The following is a 17968-nucleotide window of genomic DNA, read 5'->3' as shown; positions in this document are numbered from 1 at the left end:
CCCACCCTACCGAGTTAGTTCCCAATTCCCCGTTAGGCGGTGAATTTTTTCGCCATCTGTCGGCAATTGGCATACTTTTTCCAGCCACAGGCCTGCTAGCGCAAGCAAAATCCCTGAGATTGTTCCGACAATCATGATAGGGCCGTCGTGCTGCGCCGCCGCCAATTCCGTCCACTTGGGCAATGCCCACAGCATGCCACCGGCGTACAGCCCACCGAGGATTGCCCCCAACCACGCCGACGAGGTGCCGACCACAAGCCAGCGCGACAGCGTCAACGGCTGCACTTGACTGCGGTCTTGGCCGACGCGACCTTCTTCAAGTACCGACTTAATCCACCGCGCCGCCGCCACGCAGACTGCCGTGAGCACCCAGGGAAAGCCCAGGTCCCACCAGCTTCGCGCGCCAAGGACACCGAAAAACCGCGCCAGAATCATCCACGACGCCAGCGCCAGCACAACTGCTGTGCCGATCAGAGCAATCGGCGAAGTCGGTTTCATCTCTAGGCCCCTTCTCCATCCTCGCGGCCATCTGCCAGGCGCACCGACGCCACATCCGATGGGTCCAGCTTATCGACGAGTGCCGCGACCGCCACCTCCCCAAGACGTGCATCCGGGTCGGCATCTAACCATGGCACCAGCACGAACGCGCGCTGCGCGGCCCACGGGTGCGGCAATGTCAGCGTTGGGTCATCAGAGATAATCTCCGTGCCATCTTCCAGATCAATGACCTGAACCACGTCCACGTCCAAAGAGCGCGGTCCCCAATGAATTTTGCGTACTCGACCGGCGTCATTTTCCAGTTTCCAACCGGCCTCGAGCAGCTCCCTGGGAGTGCGGGTGGTCTCCACAATCAATACGGCATTGAGGAAATCACCCTGCTCCACCCCGCCCCATGGCGGAGTTGCAAAAATCTGGGAGGCAGCTACCAGCTCATCGGCGAAGTAGTCTCGCACCGCGACCAAGTTCTCGCGTGCGTGGTCCATATTCGCACCGATGGAAAGGACTGCCCGAATCATGACAACCGCTTCTTTCGCGAACGGCGGGCCGTAACCGCGGCATCTTCAAACTCCAGCGGAATTGGTGCATTCGGCTTGTGGATGGTCACTTCCACTGCGTGCAGCAGTGGCGATAGCCCGCGTTCCGCCCGGGCATCGTCGTCGGCAAGCACTGCCTCAGCGATATCAGTGGCGACCGTTTCAATGAGATTGCGCGGTTCACCAGTCAAAATAGCGTGCGCGGTGGCGGCGACGTCGGCATAACTGACGGTGTCGTCGAGCTCATCGGAGGCCGCGGCAGCGCGGAAGTCCAGCCACAGGGTGACATCGCAGATGAAATCCTGGCCATCGCGACGCTCGAAGTCGAGGCAGCCGTGGTAGCCGTGCGCCTTTAAGCCTTTGAGTTCGATTCGATCCGCCACAGGTTATGCCCTTTCTGTCGTGGTAGTCGCCGAGTCGGCAGCGACGTTGCCCGAGTTGCCCGAGTTGTCGGCCGCACGGTTGCCGCCGCCTTCCGGGTAATCGCCAGCGGCACTGTAACCGGTGAGTGAGCGCCCCAGCCCCCATGCCTGTGCAACGCGCACAGCGTCGAGGTTATCGGCCACATTGTGGACACGCACTGCCCAGGCACCCGCGGCGGCGGAAAGCGTTGAGATAGCTGCAGTCGCGGCATCGGCTTCCTTTGGCGCACGAGCCTCACCGCCGATGGCAGCGGCGAATCGCTTGCGAGACGCACCGACGAGAACTGGGAAACCCAAGTCAATTAGCTCCGGCAGGCCGTGCAACAGAGCCCAGTTGTCATCGGCATTCTTGGCAAAGCCGAGACCTGGGTCGAGGACAATATTTTCCTCGACGATGCCGGCAGCCAGGGCGTCGTCGACAAGCCGGAGCAGGTGCTTACGGACATCGGCGACAATGCCGTCCGGGTGTGTTTCAGCGCGCCCCGATGCCGAGCCGAAGCGGTCGGTCTTCCAGTGCATCAGACAGATTGGAACCTCACCGTCGGCGCAGACGCGATACATATTCGGGTCGGCGAGACCGCCAGAGACGTCGTTAATAAAGACCGCGCCTTCGGCGATGGCGGCCTCGGCGACACTGGCGCGCATCGTATCGACGCTGACTAGGTGGCCTTCCTTGGCCAGCTCGCGGACGACGGGAACAACGCGGGAGATTTCCTCCTCCTCGCTCACACGGTGTGCACCGGGGCGCGTGGATTCACCGCCAATGTCGAGGATGTCGGCACCTTCGGCGGCGAGCTCATGTGCATGCGCGATTGCTGCATCGAAGGTCTTATACAGACCACCGTCGGAGAAGCTGTCCTCGGTGACGTTGACAATGCCCATCACCTTGCAGCGCTCACGCGCGTTTTCTGCAAGCATGCTCTGCATGCCCTGTACTTGCGCTGCCTGCGCTGCCGACCTCGCCTCAGTCACCTTGTTGTTCCAGCCTTTCCACTTAGTCCACTAATTCTTGCGAATCAGCGCCATTGCCTCCGCACGCGAACGAGCGTCCGACTTAAAGCCACCGCGCACTGCCGATGTCACCGTGCGCGCACCCGGCTTGCGGATACCGCGCATGGCCATGCAGAGATGCTCTGCTTCAATGACCACGATGGCAGAGGTCGGATTGAGACGCTCAACCAACGCATCCGCGACCTGGCTGGTCAAACGCTCCTGCACCTGCGGTCGCTTAGCGTAGAGATCAACCAGTCGAGCCAGCTTGGACAGACCGGTCACACGCCCGTCCTCACCTGGGATGTAACCGATATGGGCAACTCCGAAGAACGGCACCAAATGGTGCTCACAGGTGGAGTAAATCGGGATGTCCTTGACCAGCACGAGTTCCTGATGGCCCTCATTGAAGGTCTTTGCCAATACCTCAGACGGGTCGACGTGCAGGCCCGCGAAAATCTCTTTATAAGAGCGGGCCACGCGCGCCGGAGTTTCCCGCAGACCCTCACGGTCGGGGTCTTCACCGACGGCAATCAGCAGTTCACGGACTGCAGCTTCAGCCCGTGCCTGATCGAATTTATCCTCCATGATGTGTTTTTATCGCTCCTCGTTAGATTCCGACTCGCCAGTATTCTTTGGTTCTTCCGTGGAACCGTCAGCGGCATGCTTGCCCGCGTCATTGGCGGGTTTGTAGTCCGGCTGCTCATTTTCCGGCAGACGGAATCCACGAAGCTCCTGCGAAGAACCGACCGACGGAATCACCGAGGTGGGAGTCGCGTCGCTGTCGGAACTCTGATCGGCATGGCGGCCTGACGACGGCGACTGCGGCATCTGCGGCGGAGCCGGAATGTTGGCCGGGCCCTGTGCCGACGGGCCAGCTGGGTAATTGGCTGCACCTGGGTGCTGACCACGCTCGCGCGACTGCTGGGCGGAATCCTCCGGGCGCGGTGCCGGTGCCGGCGCCGGAGCCGGTGCCGGAGACTGCGCGTTGTTCGAGTCCTTCGGCGGCCAGCCCGGAGCGGTCCAGCCAGCCGGCGGCGGGGTGCCACCGTAGACCGGGACATTCGGACGGCTCTGCTGGGAACCGGCCGGTGGCAGTCCCTGGTTGCCGCGCCCATTCTGATCGACCTGGCCGCCCTGGTTGCCCTGCGCATTTTCCTGCTCGCTCGGCTCAGAACGGCGAACCGGAGCGAAGATGTTGACGCGGCGTGGCGGTTCCTCACCGCGCTCAATGGCCAACTCAACCGGAGTCTTAACCGGCTCTCGACCATCAGCTGGGTGCTTTGGATCGCTGTCGAAGAAGTTCAGACGCTCACGCGGCACAACATCGGTGAAGATAACTTCCAGATCCGGACGACGCAGGGTCTCCTTCTCCAGCAGCTTCTCCGCCAGCACGTCAAGGGTGTCGCGGTTTTCCTTCAAAATCGCGTACGCCTCATCATGAGCCTTGTTAATCAGCAGTCGAACCTGCTCATCAATCATCGCTGCCACATCCGGCGAGTAGTCGAGGCTGCCGCTTCCACCGCGGCCCACAAATGGGTCGCCCTGCTCTTCGCCGTACTTAACCGGCCCCAGCTTCGGCGACATGCCGTATTCGGTGACCATAGCGCGAGCAATCTTGGTGGCCTGCTCAATGTCGGCAGAGGCACCGGTGGTCGGCAGCCCGAAGACCAGTTCTTCGGCGGCACGGCCACCCATGGCGAAGACCAAGCGGGCAAACAGCTCAGGCAGGTTGTACATGCCCTTGTCATCTTCCGGCACAGTCAGTGCGTGACCGCCAGTGCGGCCACGAGCCAGAATGGTCACCTTGTAGACGCGCTCAATATCCTTCAGCGCCCAGGCGGCCAGCGTGTGACCGCCCTCGTGGTACGCGGTAACCTTCTTCTCCTGCTCAGAAATCACCTTCGAGGTACGACGCGGACCACCAATCACGCGGTCGACCGCTTCTTCCAGTGCATCCGCAGTAATGATGTTGCCGTTGACGCGGGCGGTTAGAAGAGCAGCTTCATTGAGCACGTTCTGCAGATCCGCACCACTCATACCGGCGGTGCGCTTGGCCAGCGACTCCAGGTCCGCATCCGGTCCCAGAGGCTTGTTGCGGGCGTGAACCTTCAGGATTGCCTCGCGGCCCTTCAAGTCCGGAGCACCCACCGGAATCTGGCGGTCAAAACGACCCGGACGCAGCAGCGCCGGGTCCAGAATGTCCGGGCGGTTGGTAGCGGCCATGATGATGACACCCTGGCGGTCACCGAAACCGTCCATCTCCACCAACAGCTGGTTCAGCGTCTGCTCACGCTCATCGTGGCCACCACCCATGCCGGCACCACGCTGGCGACCGACGGCATCAATCTCATCAATGAAGATGATGCATGGGCTGTTTTCCTTGGCCTGATTAAACAGGTCACGAACACGAGAAGCACCGACACCGACGAACATCTCAACGAAGTCCGAACCGGAGATGGTGTAGAAAGGCACACCGGCCTCACCGGCGACTGCGCGCGCAAGAAGCGTCTTACCGGTACCGGGTGGACCGTAGAGCAAAACACCACGCGGAATCTTCGCGCCCAGTTCCTCATAGCGAGACGGGTGCTGCAGGAAGTCCCTAATTTCATCGAGTTCCTGAACTGCCTCGTCGGCACCAGCAACATCGGCGAACGTATTCTTCGGCGACTCCTTGCTCAGCAGCTTGGCGCGGTTGCCGCCAAAGCCGAACATGCCGTTCTTGCCACCCTGCATACGGCTGAAGAAGAACATGATGACGAAGAAGAAAATCACCATCGGCAGCAGGAAGCTGAGCGTGGACATCAGGAAGGATTCCTGAGTGACCTTGGTGTTGTACTTCTCCACGCCCTTGGCGCCTGCGACCTTGTCAAAGACCTGGTCGGTGGCACGTGCTGGGTACTTGGCCATCACCTTGGTGACGTCCTCCGTACCCTTGACCTCCACGCCCTTCTTTAGCGTCAGACGGACTCGCTGCTCACGATCATCAATCTGAGCTTCCTTGACGTTGTCCTTATCCAGCTGGGTAAGCGCGACGGAAGTATCGACTTCGCGGTAGGACCGAGAATCATCCGTCAACGTGGTGATGCCAAAGAGGATGATCAGGATAATGCCGGCAATGGTGGCAAACCGGAATACCTTTTTCTTATCCATACAGTGGGTTCGCTTTTCGCTCTCTACAATCTATTAGTTGCTTTTATTAATTGTACGCATCAACGACTGCGAGCCGAAGATACGTCAAAAGAGGGGCCAGGGCTCACAGCACCTGACCCCACACTAGGTTTAACGATGCACTACCTAAAAGAGTTTCCACCGTGAGGAATTCGTAGGTTGCACTCGCAATGCTCGTCGTAAAGCATCGGACACTCTGTACCGGTGCCGCGCGATACTAGTTCTGGTACACGCGCGGGTGGAGCGTGCCGACGTACGGCAGATCGCGGTAACGCTCTGCGTAGTCCAGGCCGTAGCCGATGACGAACTCATTCGGAATGTCGAAGCCAATGTCGGCGACCTCGATGTTAGTGCGCACAGCCTCAGGCTTGCGCAGCAGCGTGATGACCTCCAGCGAACGCGGATTGCGGTTGCGCAGGTTCTTCATCAGCCAAGTCAGGGTCAGACCGGAGTCAATGATGTCCTCCACAATCACGACATCACGATTTTCAATGTCGCGGTCCAGGTCCTTCAGAATTCGCACCACGCCTGACGACGAAGATGAGTTTCCGTAACTGGAAACGGCCATGAACTCCATCTGGCTGGGGATGGTGAGATTACGAGCAAAGTCGGTCAGGAAGAACACCGCGCCCTTGAGCACTGCGACCAGAATCAAGTCACTATCAGCGTCCTTGTACTTCTCGCTGACTCGCTGTGCCATTTCGGCAATGCGTGCATGCAACTCCTCTTCAGAGATGAGCACTGCCTCTACGTCATCGCCGTAGGGGTTTGCGGGGACGTTGAAATCCTTCACATCATGCATCGCAATTCCTTTCCGCGCTTTACTTGGCGGTGTGTCGAAGGAGCCGTGCGGACTCCCAATTTTAGGCACCACAATTTAGGTCCATTACCAATTTTAGAGTGCCATCTTTTCGCTCGACGACCAACCTGACATCTCTGGGCTCGCCGGTACCAGCTCGTTTGCTACGACTGACAGCCACCCCGCCCTGCCCGTGATAGTCCGTCACCAGCGCCAGCACCTGCTCAATCTGCACGCTCGACGGTGCCGCACCAGCACCACGCAGCCAGCGCGCAATCACCCGCGTCGCCACAGCACGCGGAAGCTTGCCGACGTCCCGAGTTTTCAACCTCGGCGCTGCTAGCGGTTGCTGACTTGTGACCGGCTTTGCGGTGCCGTCGGCGTTCCCGGCGGTGAGCCCTGCCAGCTCTGTCAGCGCCTCCTCGGCCATGTGATCGAGCGCGTCGTTGTCAGCGGCGGCAATCTGCGCGGTCTTGGCCAGATTTTCGGCAACTCCTGGCCCAAGTTGCTCCTCCAACATGGGAAGCAGCAGCTCCCGCACTCGAACCCTGGCAAAACGATGCTCCCGGTTGTGCGGATCATGCCAGGGGTCGAGGTTCAGTTCCTCGCAGCAGCCGAGAGTATCGGCTCGCCGGACGGTGAGCAGTGGCCGCACAATCCTGGTGCCATCGGACCAGAGGGAGTCCCCGCGAATGGCCGATAGCGCCTGCGGGCCACCACCGCGCGCCAGCCGAAGAATCACCGTTTCGGCCTGGTCATCGAGAGTGTGCGCTAGCAGCAGCGGCGCCTTTCGCTTAGCTGCCACGGCACGCAGTGCTTCGTGTCTGTGCAGCCGCGCCGAGGCCTCAGGCCCCGCAGGGTCGTCTTCGTCGATGTCTACCTTGATGACCTCGGCGCTGGCACCGAGTTTCTTCACCTTTGCGACCGCCTGCTTGGCCACCTCATCCGAGCCTTCTTGCAGCCCGTGGTCAATCACCACGGCATGGACGGGGCTTAGCGGTCTCGCGCCACTTCCCTGCCCCAGCTCCCGCTCCTGCCCCAGCGAATACAGCAACCCCCGCGGGCTAACTGCCTCCGCACATGTGGCAGCCACCAGCGCCAGCGAATCCGCGCCACCGGAAAGCCCGATGACCACGCCATGAGTGACATCCACGCTCCGCAGTGCAGCTTTTACGGCATTGCGAACCTTCACAAAGTGCGGACTCGGCTCTGGCCAGAACGGCTCCACACGCTTGCGGCGTGCGGATTCGGTGGAATTAGCCAATGCGTCCACCAGAGGCGATGGTTTCCATTGCGGTGAGCAAGATGTGTTCCTGAGTTGGTCGAGCGATGAGTTGAACCGGCAATCCCGTGACCGGCTCCACCACGATTCCCGCTGGGAAACCGAGGTAGTTCCACGTCGAGACAAAAGGCGTGAAGTACAGGTTGGATACCAAGTTGGCAATCCAGGGCAAACGATGCCACGGCCTGTTTTTCACGGGCTCATGTGCGAGCGCCGGGGTAATCAAAATTGTGTCACCTGGAAGCTGCTTTTCCAATCGTGCCCGGTCGCGCACCACGTGTCGATCATTGATGATGTACCTCAAAACCCGCCCCAGATAGGCATGCACGCGGTTACGCCACTCCAGATGGTCGGGCTTCGGCCCCGACCGCAGTTCATCCGCAACGCCCGCAGTCCACCGCGCCACCATCGGCAGCGGATTGAGCGGATACGGCATCTTCTTTTCCGTAACCGCAATGCCGTTATCAGCGAACACTCTCGCCGCCTGGCGAGCGGCCTCCGCATATTCATCGGCCGCCGAAATACCGAAAACTGGCGCCGAGGTATCGACATTGACTGCGAAATTTTCGGGCAACGTTGTCGCGGGATTGTAGGCGTCGACGAGACCGTCGGTAAGCACCTTGGTGATAAGGCGAAGGTCGGAGTTGTTGGTGGTCAGTACGCCGTGCACCGACATGCCGTACCAATCGTTGCCGCCCACGCGCCCGGGCATGACGCCGGGCGTGGCCTTGAGAGTGGAAAGATGGCAGCACGCGGCTGGAATGCGCAGCGACCCCATGCCGTCATTGCCCTGTGCGAAGGGCACCATGCCCGCCGCCACTGCAGCCGCTGAACCACCCGAGGAGCCGCCCGCAGTATGACCGGGCTTGATGGGGTTATTGACCGCATGCCCCGGCAGCGTCGTTGTACCCCACGTGCAGAATTGCGGATTCACCGTCGTGCCCACCGGAATGGCACCGGCCGCGGTGAGCGTGCGGATGAAAATATTCTCCGAGCTGGTGTTTTCCTTGATAGCGAAGGGCACACCCGCCAGCGGCAGCTCCGCCACATCCGCGCGCTGCGCAAGTTCCTCGGCCTGCGCCAATGCGCGCTCACGCCAGACCTCTCGGAATGCCCCAATCTCGCCATCGAGTCGATCAATCGCCTCGAGACTCCGCTCCACTACCTCAACAGCCGGCACATGCCCGGCGCGGACCTGTTCGGCAATTTCATGGACCGGCAGATTGTGGGTCAAGAAAGAGGGCTGAGTTTTCGCATGCTTCGGGGCCATGGCGTCGGGAACTCCTCACAAAATCACACAAATATGTGATTCCTGAGATTACCTTTGCCAGGTGAAATACACGGCCGTTTGCGCTAAATTTCCGCCAACTTACTAGCCGCCTTGTCCGCCGCCGCCCTCGCCGGCAGCAGGCTGGCCTCATTGGAAATCAGCACGAACGTGAGCACCTGCCCACTTTCCGTCACCACATATCCCGCCAGCGCCGATGCCTTGTTCAGCGTGCCCGTCTTCGCACGCACCACACCGGCACCCGGCGTTCCATCAAAGCGCGTGGTCAGCGTGCCCGACACCCCAGCTACAGGCAGACAATCCAGCAGCGGACGCAGGGCTTTGCTTTCCGACGTCTCCCCTGCTTCCTGTGACCCCTCCGGACCAGCTGCCGCATTCAACACTTCTGCGAGGTGTTGCGGTGTAATCCGGTTGTCCGTGCTGAGCCCACTGGAGTCCGACAGCACCGCGCCATCGAGAGGAAAACCATGCTCGGTGAGGGTATCGCGGACAGCCTGCGCCGCCCCGGCAAATGTCGGCGGCAGGTGGCGGGCAATGGCCAGCTCACGGGCAATGGACTCTGCCAGTACGTTGTCACTGAAGTTCATCATGTCGTGGACTCGAGTAATCAGCGGAGCCGAATCCACCGTGGCCACTGGGCTGGGATCCAGTGGCAACTGCGCGCCGTCCTTTTCCGCCTCGGCGAGATTGCCACCATTTTTCGCGCCCAATGCCGTGGCGAGAGCCGCACCCGCATCCGCTGCCGGCGTGGCACTGCGCTGCGAGTCCTCATCGGTCGGGTCAATGCGGCCAGCATCGACCATGACTGACTCGACCGGTGCGATATAGCCGTCCGCGAGCCCCTCGCGCTCCCACTTGTCGTGGAAGGTCTCCGTAAACAACGAGGTATCCACATAAACAGTGCCGACTCCCTCCGGAATGGCCTTAGATACCTTCTCCGCCAAATCCGCAATGGAGGCCGCGTCGTTGAAGAAGCCCTCGCCGTCGACACTCAAGGTGGGGTCGCCCGCGCCCTGCAATACGACGTCATTGGTGCCTGTGACCCGCGAAACCGAGGTGGCCACGCGATGATTCTCCCCCAGGCCCAACAGGGCTGCAGCGGAGGTGAGAATCTTCAGGCTCGACGCGGGCGTGGCCAGCGCTTTGTCATCCTTAGCCCACAACTGCTGGCCGGTGGACGCATCAGAGACAACCGCGTGCAGCTGGCCGAAGGCCGGATCCGCCGCGGAGGCCTCCATGATTTCAGTGACTTTTTGCCGCAACGTACCGTCGTCAAGCGAAGACTGCGCAGCAGCGGCAGGTGCGGCGACGTGACTGACGGCGGGTGGTGCCTCGACGACAATTTGGCGGTTGTCATTGATGACTACCGCCGCGCCGCCGCCCAGTGCGAGCACAATCACACCGGCGATTCCGCCGCCAATGCGCAGCGCGCGCGACCGCTTGGGCTTAGCCGACTTGGCCGACTTTTCCGTGCCCTTGGAGGTTTTCGAGTCGGTTGAGGCGGATTTTCCCACGGTCACAAACACCTTCTTCCTAAAAACAAAACCCCGCTTAAGGTGCACGGATGAATGATTTTGAGCGGGTTTCGCATAAGATAGCCGTCAGAGAAGTGTACACCGATTATAAGGAGTCATCGCTGTGAGCGTTGAGGTCACTATTGAGATCCCGAAGGGCCAGCGCAACAAGTACGAAGTCGACCACGAGACCGGCAAGGTCTACCTCGACCGCTACCTGTTCACCCCAATGGCCTACCCGGCCGACTACGGCTTCATCGATGAGACTCTCGGCGAAGACGGCGATCCGCTGGACGCTCTCGTGATTCTGCCGGAGCCGGTTTTCCCGGGCGTTATTGTCAAGGCTCGCCCGCTCGGCGTTTTCAAGATGACCGATGAGGCCGGTGGCGACGACAAGCTGCTGTGCGTCCTGGATGACGTTCGCTTCGATAACTACCAGGATATCGACGATGTCTCCCAGTTCACCAAGGACGAAATTGAGCACTTCTTCGTCCACTACAAGGATCTGGAGCCGGGCAAGGAAGTTTCCGGCTCGGGCTGGGGCGACAAGGCAGAGGCTGAGAAGATTCTGGCTGAGGCTGTCGAGCGCTTCAAGTAAGGCGTTTGGGCTTTTGGGGCTCGGAGAGCTTGGGCCTCTGGCTGGCGTGGATTGAGCTAAAGCTGGCGAGGGCTGGCGAAGTACGGCCAGGCCGAGGCAGCCCCAGACCCACAACAGCGGCGAAACCGTCGGAGTTTTATGCTCCGGCGGCTTTCTTTTATGTAGCACATGTGAAACTGATTAGTTTTATGGCATTTTTCAGCCAATAATCGCCCCTAAACTGCCTTAAAGGTAATCACTTTCTTAAGGGCGGCGCCGGTGTGCAGGCAAAAGCGCAATGCACCATCCCGCACCGCCACTCCAGGTTTGCCGATGCCTCGCCGCTTTTTAACCACCCCTCACCGGTTGCGTATAGTGCGCACTATGGAATCTGTAAAAGTTACTGAAGTACCTGAGGGCGCACAGATCATCGACGTTCGCTCCCAAATGGAATGGGATGACGGCCACGCAGCTGGCTCCATCCATATCCCGATGGAGGAAATCCCAGTCCGCTACGGCGAGCTGGACCTGGACTCCGACATTTACCTGATGTGCCGCTCGGGTGGCCGCTCCGCGCAGGTCGCTTCCTGGCTGGAGAAGAACGGTATCGACACCATTGTCATTACCGGCGGCATGATCGACTGGGAGCACTTCGGCCGACCAATCGAAAAGGCCAACTAGGGCCCAACTAAGAGCCATCTAGGGGTCAGAGGTTAACAGCCTTCCCAAATACAGTGAGCAAACCGGCGGTGACCAACCATTTGGTCACCGCCGGTTTATCTATCCGCAGGAAATCGCGCATTAAATGATTGGGCATGTCCCATTATTGGGTTTTCCTCAGATTGTCTATGATAGGAAGTATGTCTGATTCATCCGTACTTCCATCGGGGGAGCCTGCACCTGCAGAATCCCCCGACATAAAGGCCGACAGACCGGCCACGAAAGCTCGCAAGAGCTCGAAATCTAAAGGCAAGAACAAGTCCGCGACCACAGAGCCCGCTGTAGCTCCGGCAGCGCTGCGCAAGTCTGCCTCATGGTGCATCGCACAGCTCGACTCGATGGTGCGAACCAGCGTCAATGCCGCACTCGCTCGCACTCAGATTGAGTCCATGACCATCCGTGGTTACTGGGTGCTCGAAGCGATTGCCGACGGCGGCGACATGGCACAGACCGAGCTCAGCGCACTGCTGGGCATGGACCGCTCGGACATGGTCCGCCTCATCGACTCGCTGGAGGCCGCAGATCTGGTTGCACGCACGCGTGATGCCAAGGATCGCCGCCGCCAGCTCATCGCGCTGACGCAGGCGGGCAACACCACTCGCGCATCGCTGCGTCGCTCGCTGCGCCGAGCCGAGCGCGCCGCAGTTGCCGAATGCTCACCCGAGGTGCGCACGTTGCTCGCATCGCTTGCCGACGGCTCCGCTGCCGACCAAACCGTGAGCAGCGATAATGATGCTGAGGATGCAGCTTCCGCTGAGGACTCAAAGGTTGCCAAAAAGTCTGAGACCAACTCGGATGCCGAGGTTACTGGGACCGTCGTGAAGCAAGAGCAGCAACCCAAGCGCAAGAAGTCGAAGAAGAAAAAGGGCAAGAAAAAGAAGAAGGGAGCTGCAAAGTGATCAGCACGGAGCAGAAGTTCCTGCGCGCCACGGAGCAGCCGCTTGAGCGCACGCTGATTGATATCGTGCGAGCGACTGCACGGCGCTTCCCCGAGGCTGAGGCGATTGATGACGGCGAGGTTGTCGTCACGTATGCTGACTTGGTCGCCGAAATGGATGCAACGGCGGCCTGGCTCTATGAGCAGGGCATTCGTCGTGGTGACCGTATTGGTGTGCGGATGCCGTCGGGAAGCCGCGAGCTCTACCTCGCTATTTTGTCCATCATGGCGGCCGGTGCTGCCTACGTTCCGGTGGATGCGGATGACCCCGACGAGCGTGCAGAGATGGTCTTCGGCGAAGCGGATGTCGCCGGTTACTTCGATGCCGACGGCCTGCACCTGTCGGGCTCACTGGCGGGGCATCGCCCGAAGAACGACAGCGACTCGGACGACGAGGACGATGAGGACGATGAGGACGATGAGCCGAAGCATCCGAGTGCGCACGACGTGATTTCGCAGGAACCTACACCTGACGATGACTGCTGGATTATCTTCACCTCCGGTTCCACCGGCAAGCCCAAAGGCGTGGCCGTAACGCATCGCAGTGCAGCAGCGTTTGTTGATGCTGAGGCCCGCTGGTTCCTCGCCGATCACCCGGAGGGCCCGCTCGGCCCGGATGACCGTGTGCTGGCCGGCCTGTCCGTCGCCTTCGACGCCTCCTGTGAGGAAATGTGGCTGGCCTGGCGCAATGGTGCCTGCCTGGTGCCGGCTCCGCGCTCGCTGGTGCGCTCCGGCGTGGACCTGGGCCCGTGGTTGATTTCCCGCCACATCACGGCTGTCTCCACCGTGCCGACGCTGGCTGGCCTCTGGCCGGCAGAGGCACTCGATAGCGTGCGCCTGCTCATCGTCGGCGGCGAGGCCTGCCCGCAGGAGCTGGTTGAGCGCCTGTCCACACCGGAGCGTGAGATGTGGAACACCTACGGCCCGACCGAGGCCACGGTGGTTGCCTCCGGCACCAAGCTGGAGCCGGGCAAGCCTGTGACCATTGGTTTTCCGCTGGACGGCTGGGATCTCACGGTTATCGATGAGGAAGGAAACCCAGTACCTCCGGGAACGCAGGGTGAGCTGGTCATCGGCGGTGTGGGCCTTGCCCGCTACCTGGATCCGGAGAAGGATGCCGAGAAGTACGCACCGCTGCCGGCTCTGGGCTGGAAGCGCGCTTACCGCACGGGCGACCACGTCATCATGGACGATGCCGGGCTGATTTTCTCCGGCCGTGTCGATGACCAGGTCAAAATCGGCGGTCGCCGCATTGAGCTCGGCGAGGTCGAAGCACATCTGGCGGCACTGCCGGGTGCTACGCAGGCCACTGTTGTCGTGCAGAAGACCGGCGCTGGCGACTCCATCCTGGTCGGCTATGTCGGCGCAGGTGGCGACGCGGACGCCATGGACTACGACAAGTGCATGGCCACCCTGCGCGAGGCCATGCCCGCCGCGATGGTGCCGCGCCTGCACATCATGGATGAGCTGCCGGTGCGCACCTCCGGCAAGGTCGACAAGGCGGCTCTGCCGTGGCCACTGCCGGCACGAGCTGGTGAAGAGAACGTCGACAAGCTGAGCCCTGTCGAAAAATGGCTGTCGGATATCTGGGCGGATGTGCTCTCCGTGCCGTCGCCAGGCGCGGCATCGGACTTCTTCGCCCTCGGCGGCACGTCGCTGGCGGCGGCGAGCGTGATTGCGCGCATTCGTGAGCGCGCGCCGCAGGTCGCCGTGCGCGACCTCTACGACCACCCGCGCCTGGGCAATCTCGCCGAAGAACTGATCAGCCGCGGTTTCGTGAGCGACGAATCGCTGGCCGACGGCACCAGCGACGCCACCGCCAACCTGGAAACGGTGCCCGAGCCGACACCAGTGTCCCGCAAGACCCGTTGGGCGCAGGTCGCGCTTATGGTGCCTCTGCAGTGGGCGCGCGGTGTGCGCTGGGTGACTTGGCTGGCAATTATCAACTGGGTCATCGGTGGGCCCCTGACGGTGCCGGGTTGGTTGGTTGCGCTGCTGGCCGTGCTTTTCCTGACTCCGCTGGGTGTTATGCCGGTCAATGCGCTGATTACGCGCATGCTGACGCACAACCTCACCCCGGGCGACTACCCACGCGGTGGTTCCGTCCATCTGCGCCTGTGGGCGGCAGAACGCCTGGCCGAGAGCTCAGGCGTGCGCTCGGTTGCGGGTGCGCCGTTTGTGCTGTGGTACGCCCGAATGCTCGGTGCAACCATTGGCAAGGGCGTGAACCTGCACGCACTGCCGCCGGTGACAGGTCTGGTCAAGCTGGATGATTACTGCTCCGTCGAACCAGAGGTGGACCTGTCCGGCTATTGGGTCGATGGCGATGTCGTCCATGTCGGCGAGGTGACTGTGGGCAAGCATGCCCGCATTGGCGCGCGCTCCACGCTGTTGCCCGGCGCGCGGATTGGCAACGGTGCGCACATTGAGGCCGGCTCGACGGTCACCGGCGAGAAGAAGGTCAAGTCCGGCGCACGCTGGTCGGGCTCGCCGGCGCGCAAGGTCGGTCGCTCAAAGCACCGCTTCCCGCAGGAGGTGCCGCCGGCGCGTCGCCACTGGGTCGCAGTCTATGGCCTCACCGCTATTTTGCTGACGCTGGTGCCGCTTTCCGCCGCGGTATCGATGGCTGCGGTCATCGGCCTGGGCACGGGGCTTATCGACGGCTCCACCCAGGTGACCACCACAACTCTCTGGCCAACTGTTGGCAGCGCCCTCCTGTGGGCCATCCCTGCGGCCGTGGCTGGCATCGCGGTCTACGCGCTGCTGACCTTGATTCTGGTTCGACTGTTCAGCATCGGGCTCAAGCCGGGTGTGTATCCAGTGCGTTCACGCGTGGGCTGGCAGGCCTGGGCGACCATTCGCCTGATGGATGCAGCTCGCCATGACCTGTTCCTGATTTACGCATCCATGCTGACCCCGGTGTGGCTACGTGCGCTCGGTGCTCGTATCGGCCACGACAGCGAGGTCTCCACCGCGATTGGTATTCCAAAGTTCTTGCATGTCAAGGACGAATCCTTCCTGGCTGACGACACGATGGTCGGCAGCTACGAGCTCGGCGGCGGCTGGATGCTGGTGGGTGACTCCCGCATTGGTAAGCGCGCCTTCCTGGGCAACTCCGGCATCACGCTGCCCGAGCGCAAGCTGGCGAAGAACTCGCTTGTCGCCGTACTGTCCTCTACTCCGAAGAAGACCAAGGCCGGCTCCAACTGGTGGGGCTCCCCACCGGAGCGCATGCGCCGCGTGGGTACTGTCACCAGCGATGAGTCCGCGAATACATACCGCCCGACCAAGGGCCTGAAGTTCGCCCGCGGCGTGGTGGAGACTCTGCGCCTGCTGGCGCCGATGGTCTCTCTCATGCTGGCGGTTCTCACGCTGTTTAGCCTGCAGTGGATTGGCGTGTTCACCACAGAGCTGATTGCTGCTGGTGGCGTTGGCGCTGCTCTGCTCGGCCTGCTGGTCGCGTGGCTGCTCTCCCCTGCCGTACTACTGATTGCAGGTGTGCTGGGGCTGCTGGTCACAATCCTGGCCAAGTGGGTGTGCGTCGGCAAGCACAAGCCGGGCGATCACCCGCTGTGGAGCAAGTTCGTCTGGCTCAATGAGCTGCAGGATGCCTTCGTCGAGATGGTGGCCGCACCGTGGTACATGAACCCGGCGATGGCCACCGGCGGTATCGCCCGCGCTATGCGTCTGCTCGGCGCGAAGGTCGGCCACGGTGTGTGGCTGGAGACCTACTGGCTGCCGGAGACTGACCTTGTCACCATCGAACGCGGTGCGACGGTTGGTCGCGGTTGTGTTGTTCAGACGCACCTGTTCACCGACCGCGTGATGACGCTGGACACCGTCCGCATCGGCCGCGGCTCCGTCCTCGGCCCGCACTCGGTCGCGCTGCCGGCGTCTGTGCTTGACGACGGCTGCCGCGTCGAGCCAGGCTCCCTGGTCATGCGCGGTGACCACGTTCCTGCGCACACGTCCTGGCGCGGTAACCCGATTGAACCGGTTGTGGCCAAGAAGAAGTAGGCACACTCTGGAGAGCTCGAACTCCTTCCAAAAGGGGCGGATGCAGCACAGCATGGACTGTGTTGTGTCCGCCCTCTTTTTTGTTGCCAGGTCAACAACATTCGCTATGGTGGAGGTATGAACTCCGCGGCTTCCCACACAGACGTCGATGTCCTCATCATCGGTGCCGGTCAAGCAGGCCTTTCCGCTGCCTACAACCTACAAAAGCGCGGATTCGAGCAGACCAAACTCCGCCCGGACACGAGCACCCAGACCCCCACCTTCGACATTGTCGACGCCAACCCCGGCCCCGGTGGCGCGTGGCAGCACCGCTGGGATTCGCTGACCATGGAAACGGTCAACGGTATCTACGACCTACCTGGCATGCCACAGAAAACCATCTCCCCGCATGCCAAGGCCTCCACGACCTTGGTGGAATACTTCAGCGAGTTTGAAAAGCGCAACAATCTGCGCGTTCGCCGTCCCATCACCGCAATGTCCGTGGAAAACGCAGCCGACAACCGCCTGCTCACCTCGCTTGACGACGACTCCACCATCACCTCCTCCTACCTCATCAACGCCACCGGCACCTGGACTCGCCCACACGTGCCATATATCCCCGGAATGGAAACGTTTCAGGGACGCATAATCCATACACAGACCTACACACGCGCGGAGGATTTCCGCGACCAAAAGGTCGCCATCGTCGGCGCTGGTATCTCCGCGACAGAGCACCTAGCCGAGGTCTCGAAAGTCGCCACGACCACGTGGTTTACTCGTCGCCCACCCGAATACAACGACAACTTTGATGGCCGAGAATCGGTGGCTGCCGTCGATAAGCGCGTGCATGACGGTCTGCCGCCACAGTCCGTTGTGTCGGTGACGGGGTTGGTGTGGAACCCCTATCTCATTGACGCTCGCAAACGCGGCGTACTCGTACCACACCCCATGTTCACGCGCATGGATGCCACTGGCGTTTTCACTGCCGAGGGTGAGCATCTGGATTTCGATGCCGTTATCTTTGGCACGGGTTTTCGCTGGGAAATGCGACATCTTGCGCCGCTTCGCCTGCGCAATAGCTCCGGCGGGATTGCGATGGACCCACCGCGAGTCGTCGCCGATCCGCGGATTTTCTTGGTGGGCTATGGCCCATCGGCCTCGACGGTTGGCGCCAACAGAGCTGGCCGCGATGCGGCGATTGCCATTCGCCGAGAGCTCAACAACCACAACTGAAAACC

15 protein-coding genes are annotated in these 17968 nt (G+C 61.3%); 5 read left to right on the top strand and 10 right to left on the bottom strand.

The genetic code is table 11. The features are described 5' to 3' along the window. Positions 1 to 6 precede the first annotated feature (6 nt). From Q4E11_RS08410 to dacB, 10 genes are all read right to left on the bottom strand, one after another. Complete coding sequence (locus Q4E11_RS08410) at positions 7 to 498, bottom strand: DUF3180 domain-containing protein (RefSeq protein ID WP_303165150.1); 492 nt, start codon at positions 496 to 498, stop codon at positions 7 to 9. Between the two features lie 2 nt (positions 499 to 500). Further along, a complete protein-coding gene (gene folK / locus Q4E11_RS08405; protein ID WP_303165148.1) occupies positions 501 to 1016 on the bottom strand; it encodes a 2-amino-4-hydroxy-6-hydroxymethyldihydropteridine diphosphokinase in 516 nt (171 codons plus the stop codon). After that, on the bottom strand, positions 1013 to 1417 hold the full coding sequence (folB, locus tag Q4E11_RS08400) for a dihydroneopterin aldolase (RefSeq protein WP_303165146.1): 405 nt from the start codon (positions 1415 to 1417) through the stop codon (positions 1013 to 1015). The genes folK and folB overlap by 4 nt, the downstream gene beginning before the upstream one ends. A 3-nt stretch (positions 1418 to 1420) precedes the next feature. Further along, positions 1421 to 2374 (bottom strand): dihydropteroate synthase, encoded by a 954-nt coding sequence (gene folP, locus Q4E11_RS08395; RefSeq protein WP_303165280.1) that lies wholly within the window; start codon positions 2372 to 2374, stop codon positions 1421 to 1423. An 84-nt stretch (positions 2375 to 2458) separates the two neighbouring features. Further along, complete coding sequence (gene folE / locus Q4E11_RS08390) at positions 2459 to 3034, bottom strand: GTP cyclohydrolase I FolE (protein ID WP_303165144.1); 576 nt, start codon at positions 3032 to 3034, stop codon at positions 2459 to 2461. Positions 3035 to 3043: 9 nt separating this feature from the next. Then, entirely contained in the window at positions 3044 to 5599 is a 2556-nt protein-coding gene (ftsH, locus tag Q4E11_RS08385; protein ID WP_303165142.1) for an ATP-dependent zinc metalloprotease FtsH, read from the bottom strand. A 235-nt stretch (positions 5600 to 5834) separates the two neighbouring features. Next, the gene (hpt, locus tag Q4E11_RS08380) at positions 5835 to 6419 is read right to left on the bottom strand and encodes a hypoxanthine phosphoribosyltransferase (RefSeq protein ID WP_303165140.1); all 585 of its coding nucleotides are present in this window, start codon (positions 6417 to 6419) and stop codon (positions 5835 to 5837) included. A 61-nt stretch (positions 6420 to 6480) separates the two neighbouring features. After that, the gene (gene tilS / locus Q4E11_RS08375) at positions 6481 to 7680 is read right to left on the bottom strand and encodes a tRNA lysidine(34) synthetase TilS (RefSeq protein WP_303165138.1); all 1200 of its coding nucleotides are present in this window, start codon (positions 7678 to 7680) and stop codon (positions 6481 to 6483) included. Then, a complete protein-coding gene (locus Q4E11_RS08370) occupies positions 7673 to 8968 on the bottom strand; it encodes an amidase family protein (protein WP_303165136.1) in 1296 nt (431 codons plus the stop codon). Before Q4E11_RS08370 ends, tilS begins: the two co-directional genes overlap by 8 nt. An 83-nt stretch (positions 8969 to 9051) precedes the next feature. Further along, positions 9052 to 10506 carry a D-alanyl-D-alanine carboxypeptidase/D-alanyl-D-alanine-endopeptidase gene (dacB, locus tag Q4E11_RS08365; RefSeq protein WP_303165134.1) on the bottom strand — a complete coding sequence of 485 codons (1455 nt, stop codon included), beginning with the start codon at positions 10504 to 10506 and terminating at the stop codon, positions 9052 to 9054. Between the two features lie 118 nt (positions 10507 to 10624). Here dacB and Q4E11_RS08360 point away from each other — a divergent pair, with 118 nt between their 5' ends. The 5 genes from Q4E11_RS08360 (at position 10625) to Q4E11_RS08340 (ending at position 17963) form a co-directional block, all read left to right on the top strand. Beyond that, complete coding sequence (locus Q4E11_RS08360; protein ID WP_303165132.1) at positions 10625 to 11098, top strand: inorganic diphosphatase; 474 nt, start codon at positions 10625 to 10627, stop codon at positions 11096 to 11098. Between the two features lie 363 nt (positions 11099 to 11461). Next, positions 11462 to 11758 (top strand): rhodanese-like domain-containing protein, encoded by a 297-nt coding sequence (locus Q4E11_RS08355; protein WP_303165131.1) that lies wholly within the window; start codon positions 11462 to 11464, stop codon positions 11756 to 11758. A gap of 179 nt (positions 11759 to 11937) precedes the next feature. Next, entirely contained in the window at positions 11938 to 12696 is a 759-nt protein-coding gene (locus Q4E11_RS08350; protein WP_303165129.1) for a MarR family winged helix-turn-helix transcriptional regulator, read from the top strand. After that, positions 12693 to 16751 (top strand): Pls/PosA family non-ribosomal peptide synthetase, encoded by a 4059-nt coding sequence (locus Q4E11_RS08345; RefSeq protein WP_303165128.1) that lies wholly within the window; start codon positions 12693 to 12695, stop codon positions 16749 to 16751. The genes Q4E11_RS08350 and Q4E11_RS08345 overlap by 4 nt, the downstream gene beginning before the upstream one ends. A gap of 117 nt (positions 16752 to 16868) precedes the next feature. After that, on the top strand, positions 16869 to 17963 hold the full coding sequence (locus tag Q4E11_RS08340; protein ID WP_303165127.1) for an FAD-dependent oxidoreductase: 1095 nt from the start codon (positions 16869 to 16871) through the stop codon (positions 17961 to 17963). Positions 17964 to 17968 lie beyond the last annotated feature (5 nt).

This window comes from Corynebacterium sp. (genome assembly GCF_030532195.1).
Taxonomy (GTDB): Bacteria; Actinomycetota; Actinomycetes; order Mycobacteriales; family Mycobacteriaceae; genus Corynebacterium.
Note: the sequence above shows the minus strand (reverse complement) of the source record. Positions and strands in the feature narration are given on the sequence as shown.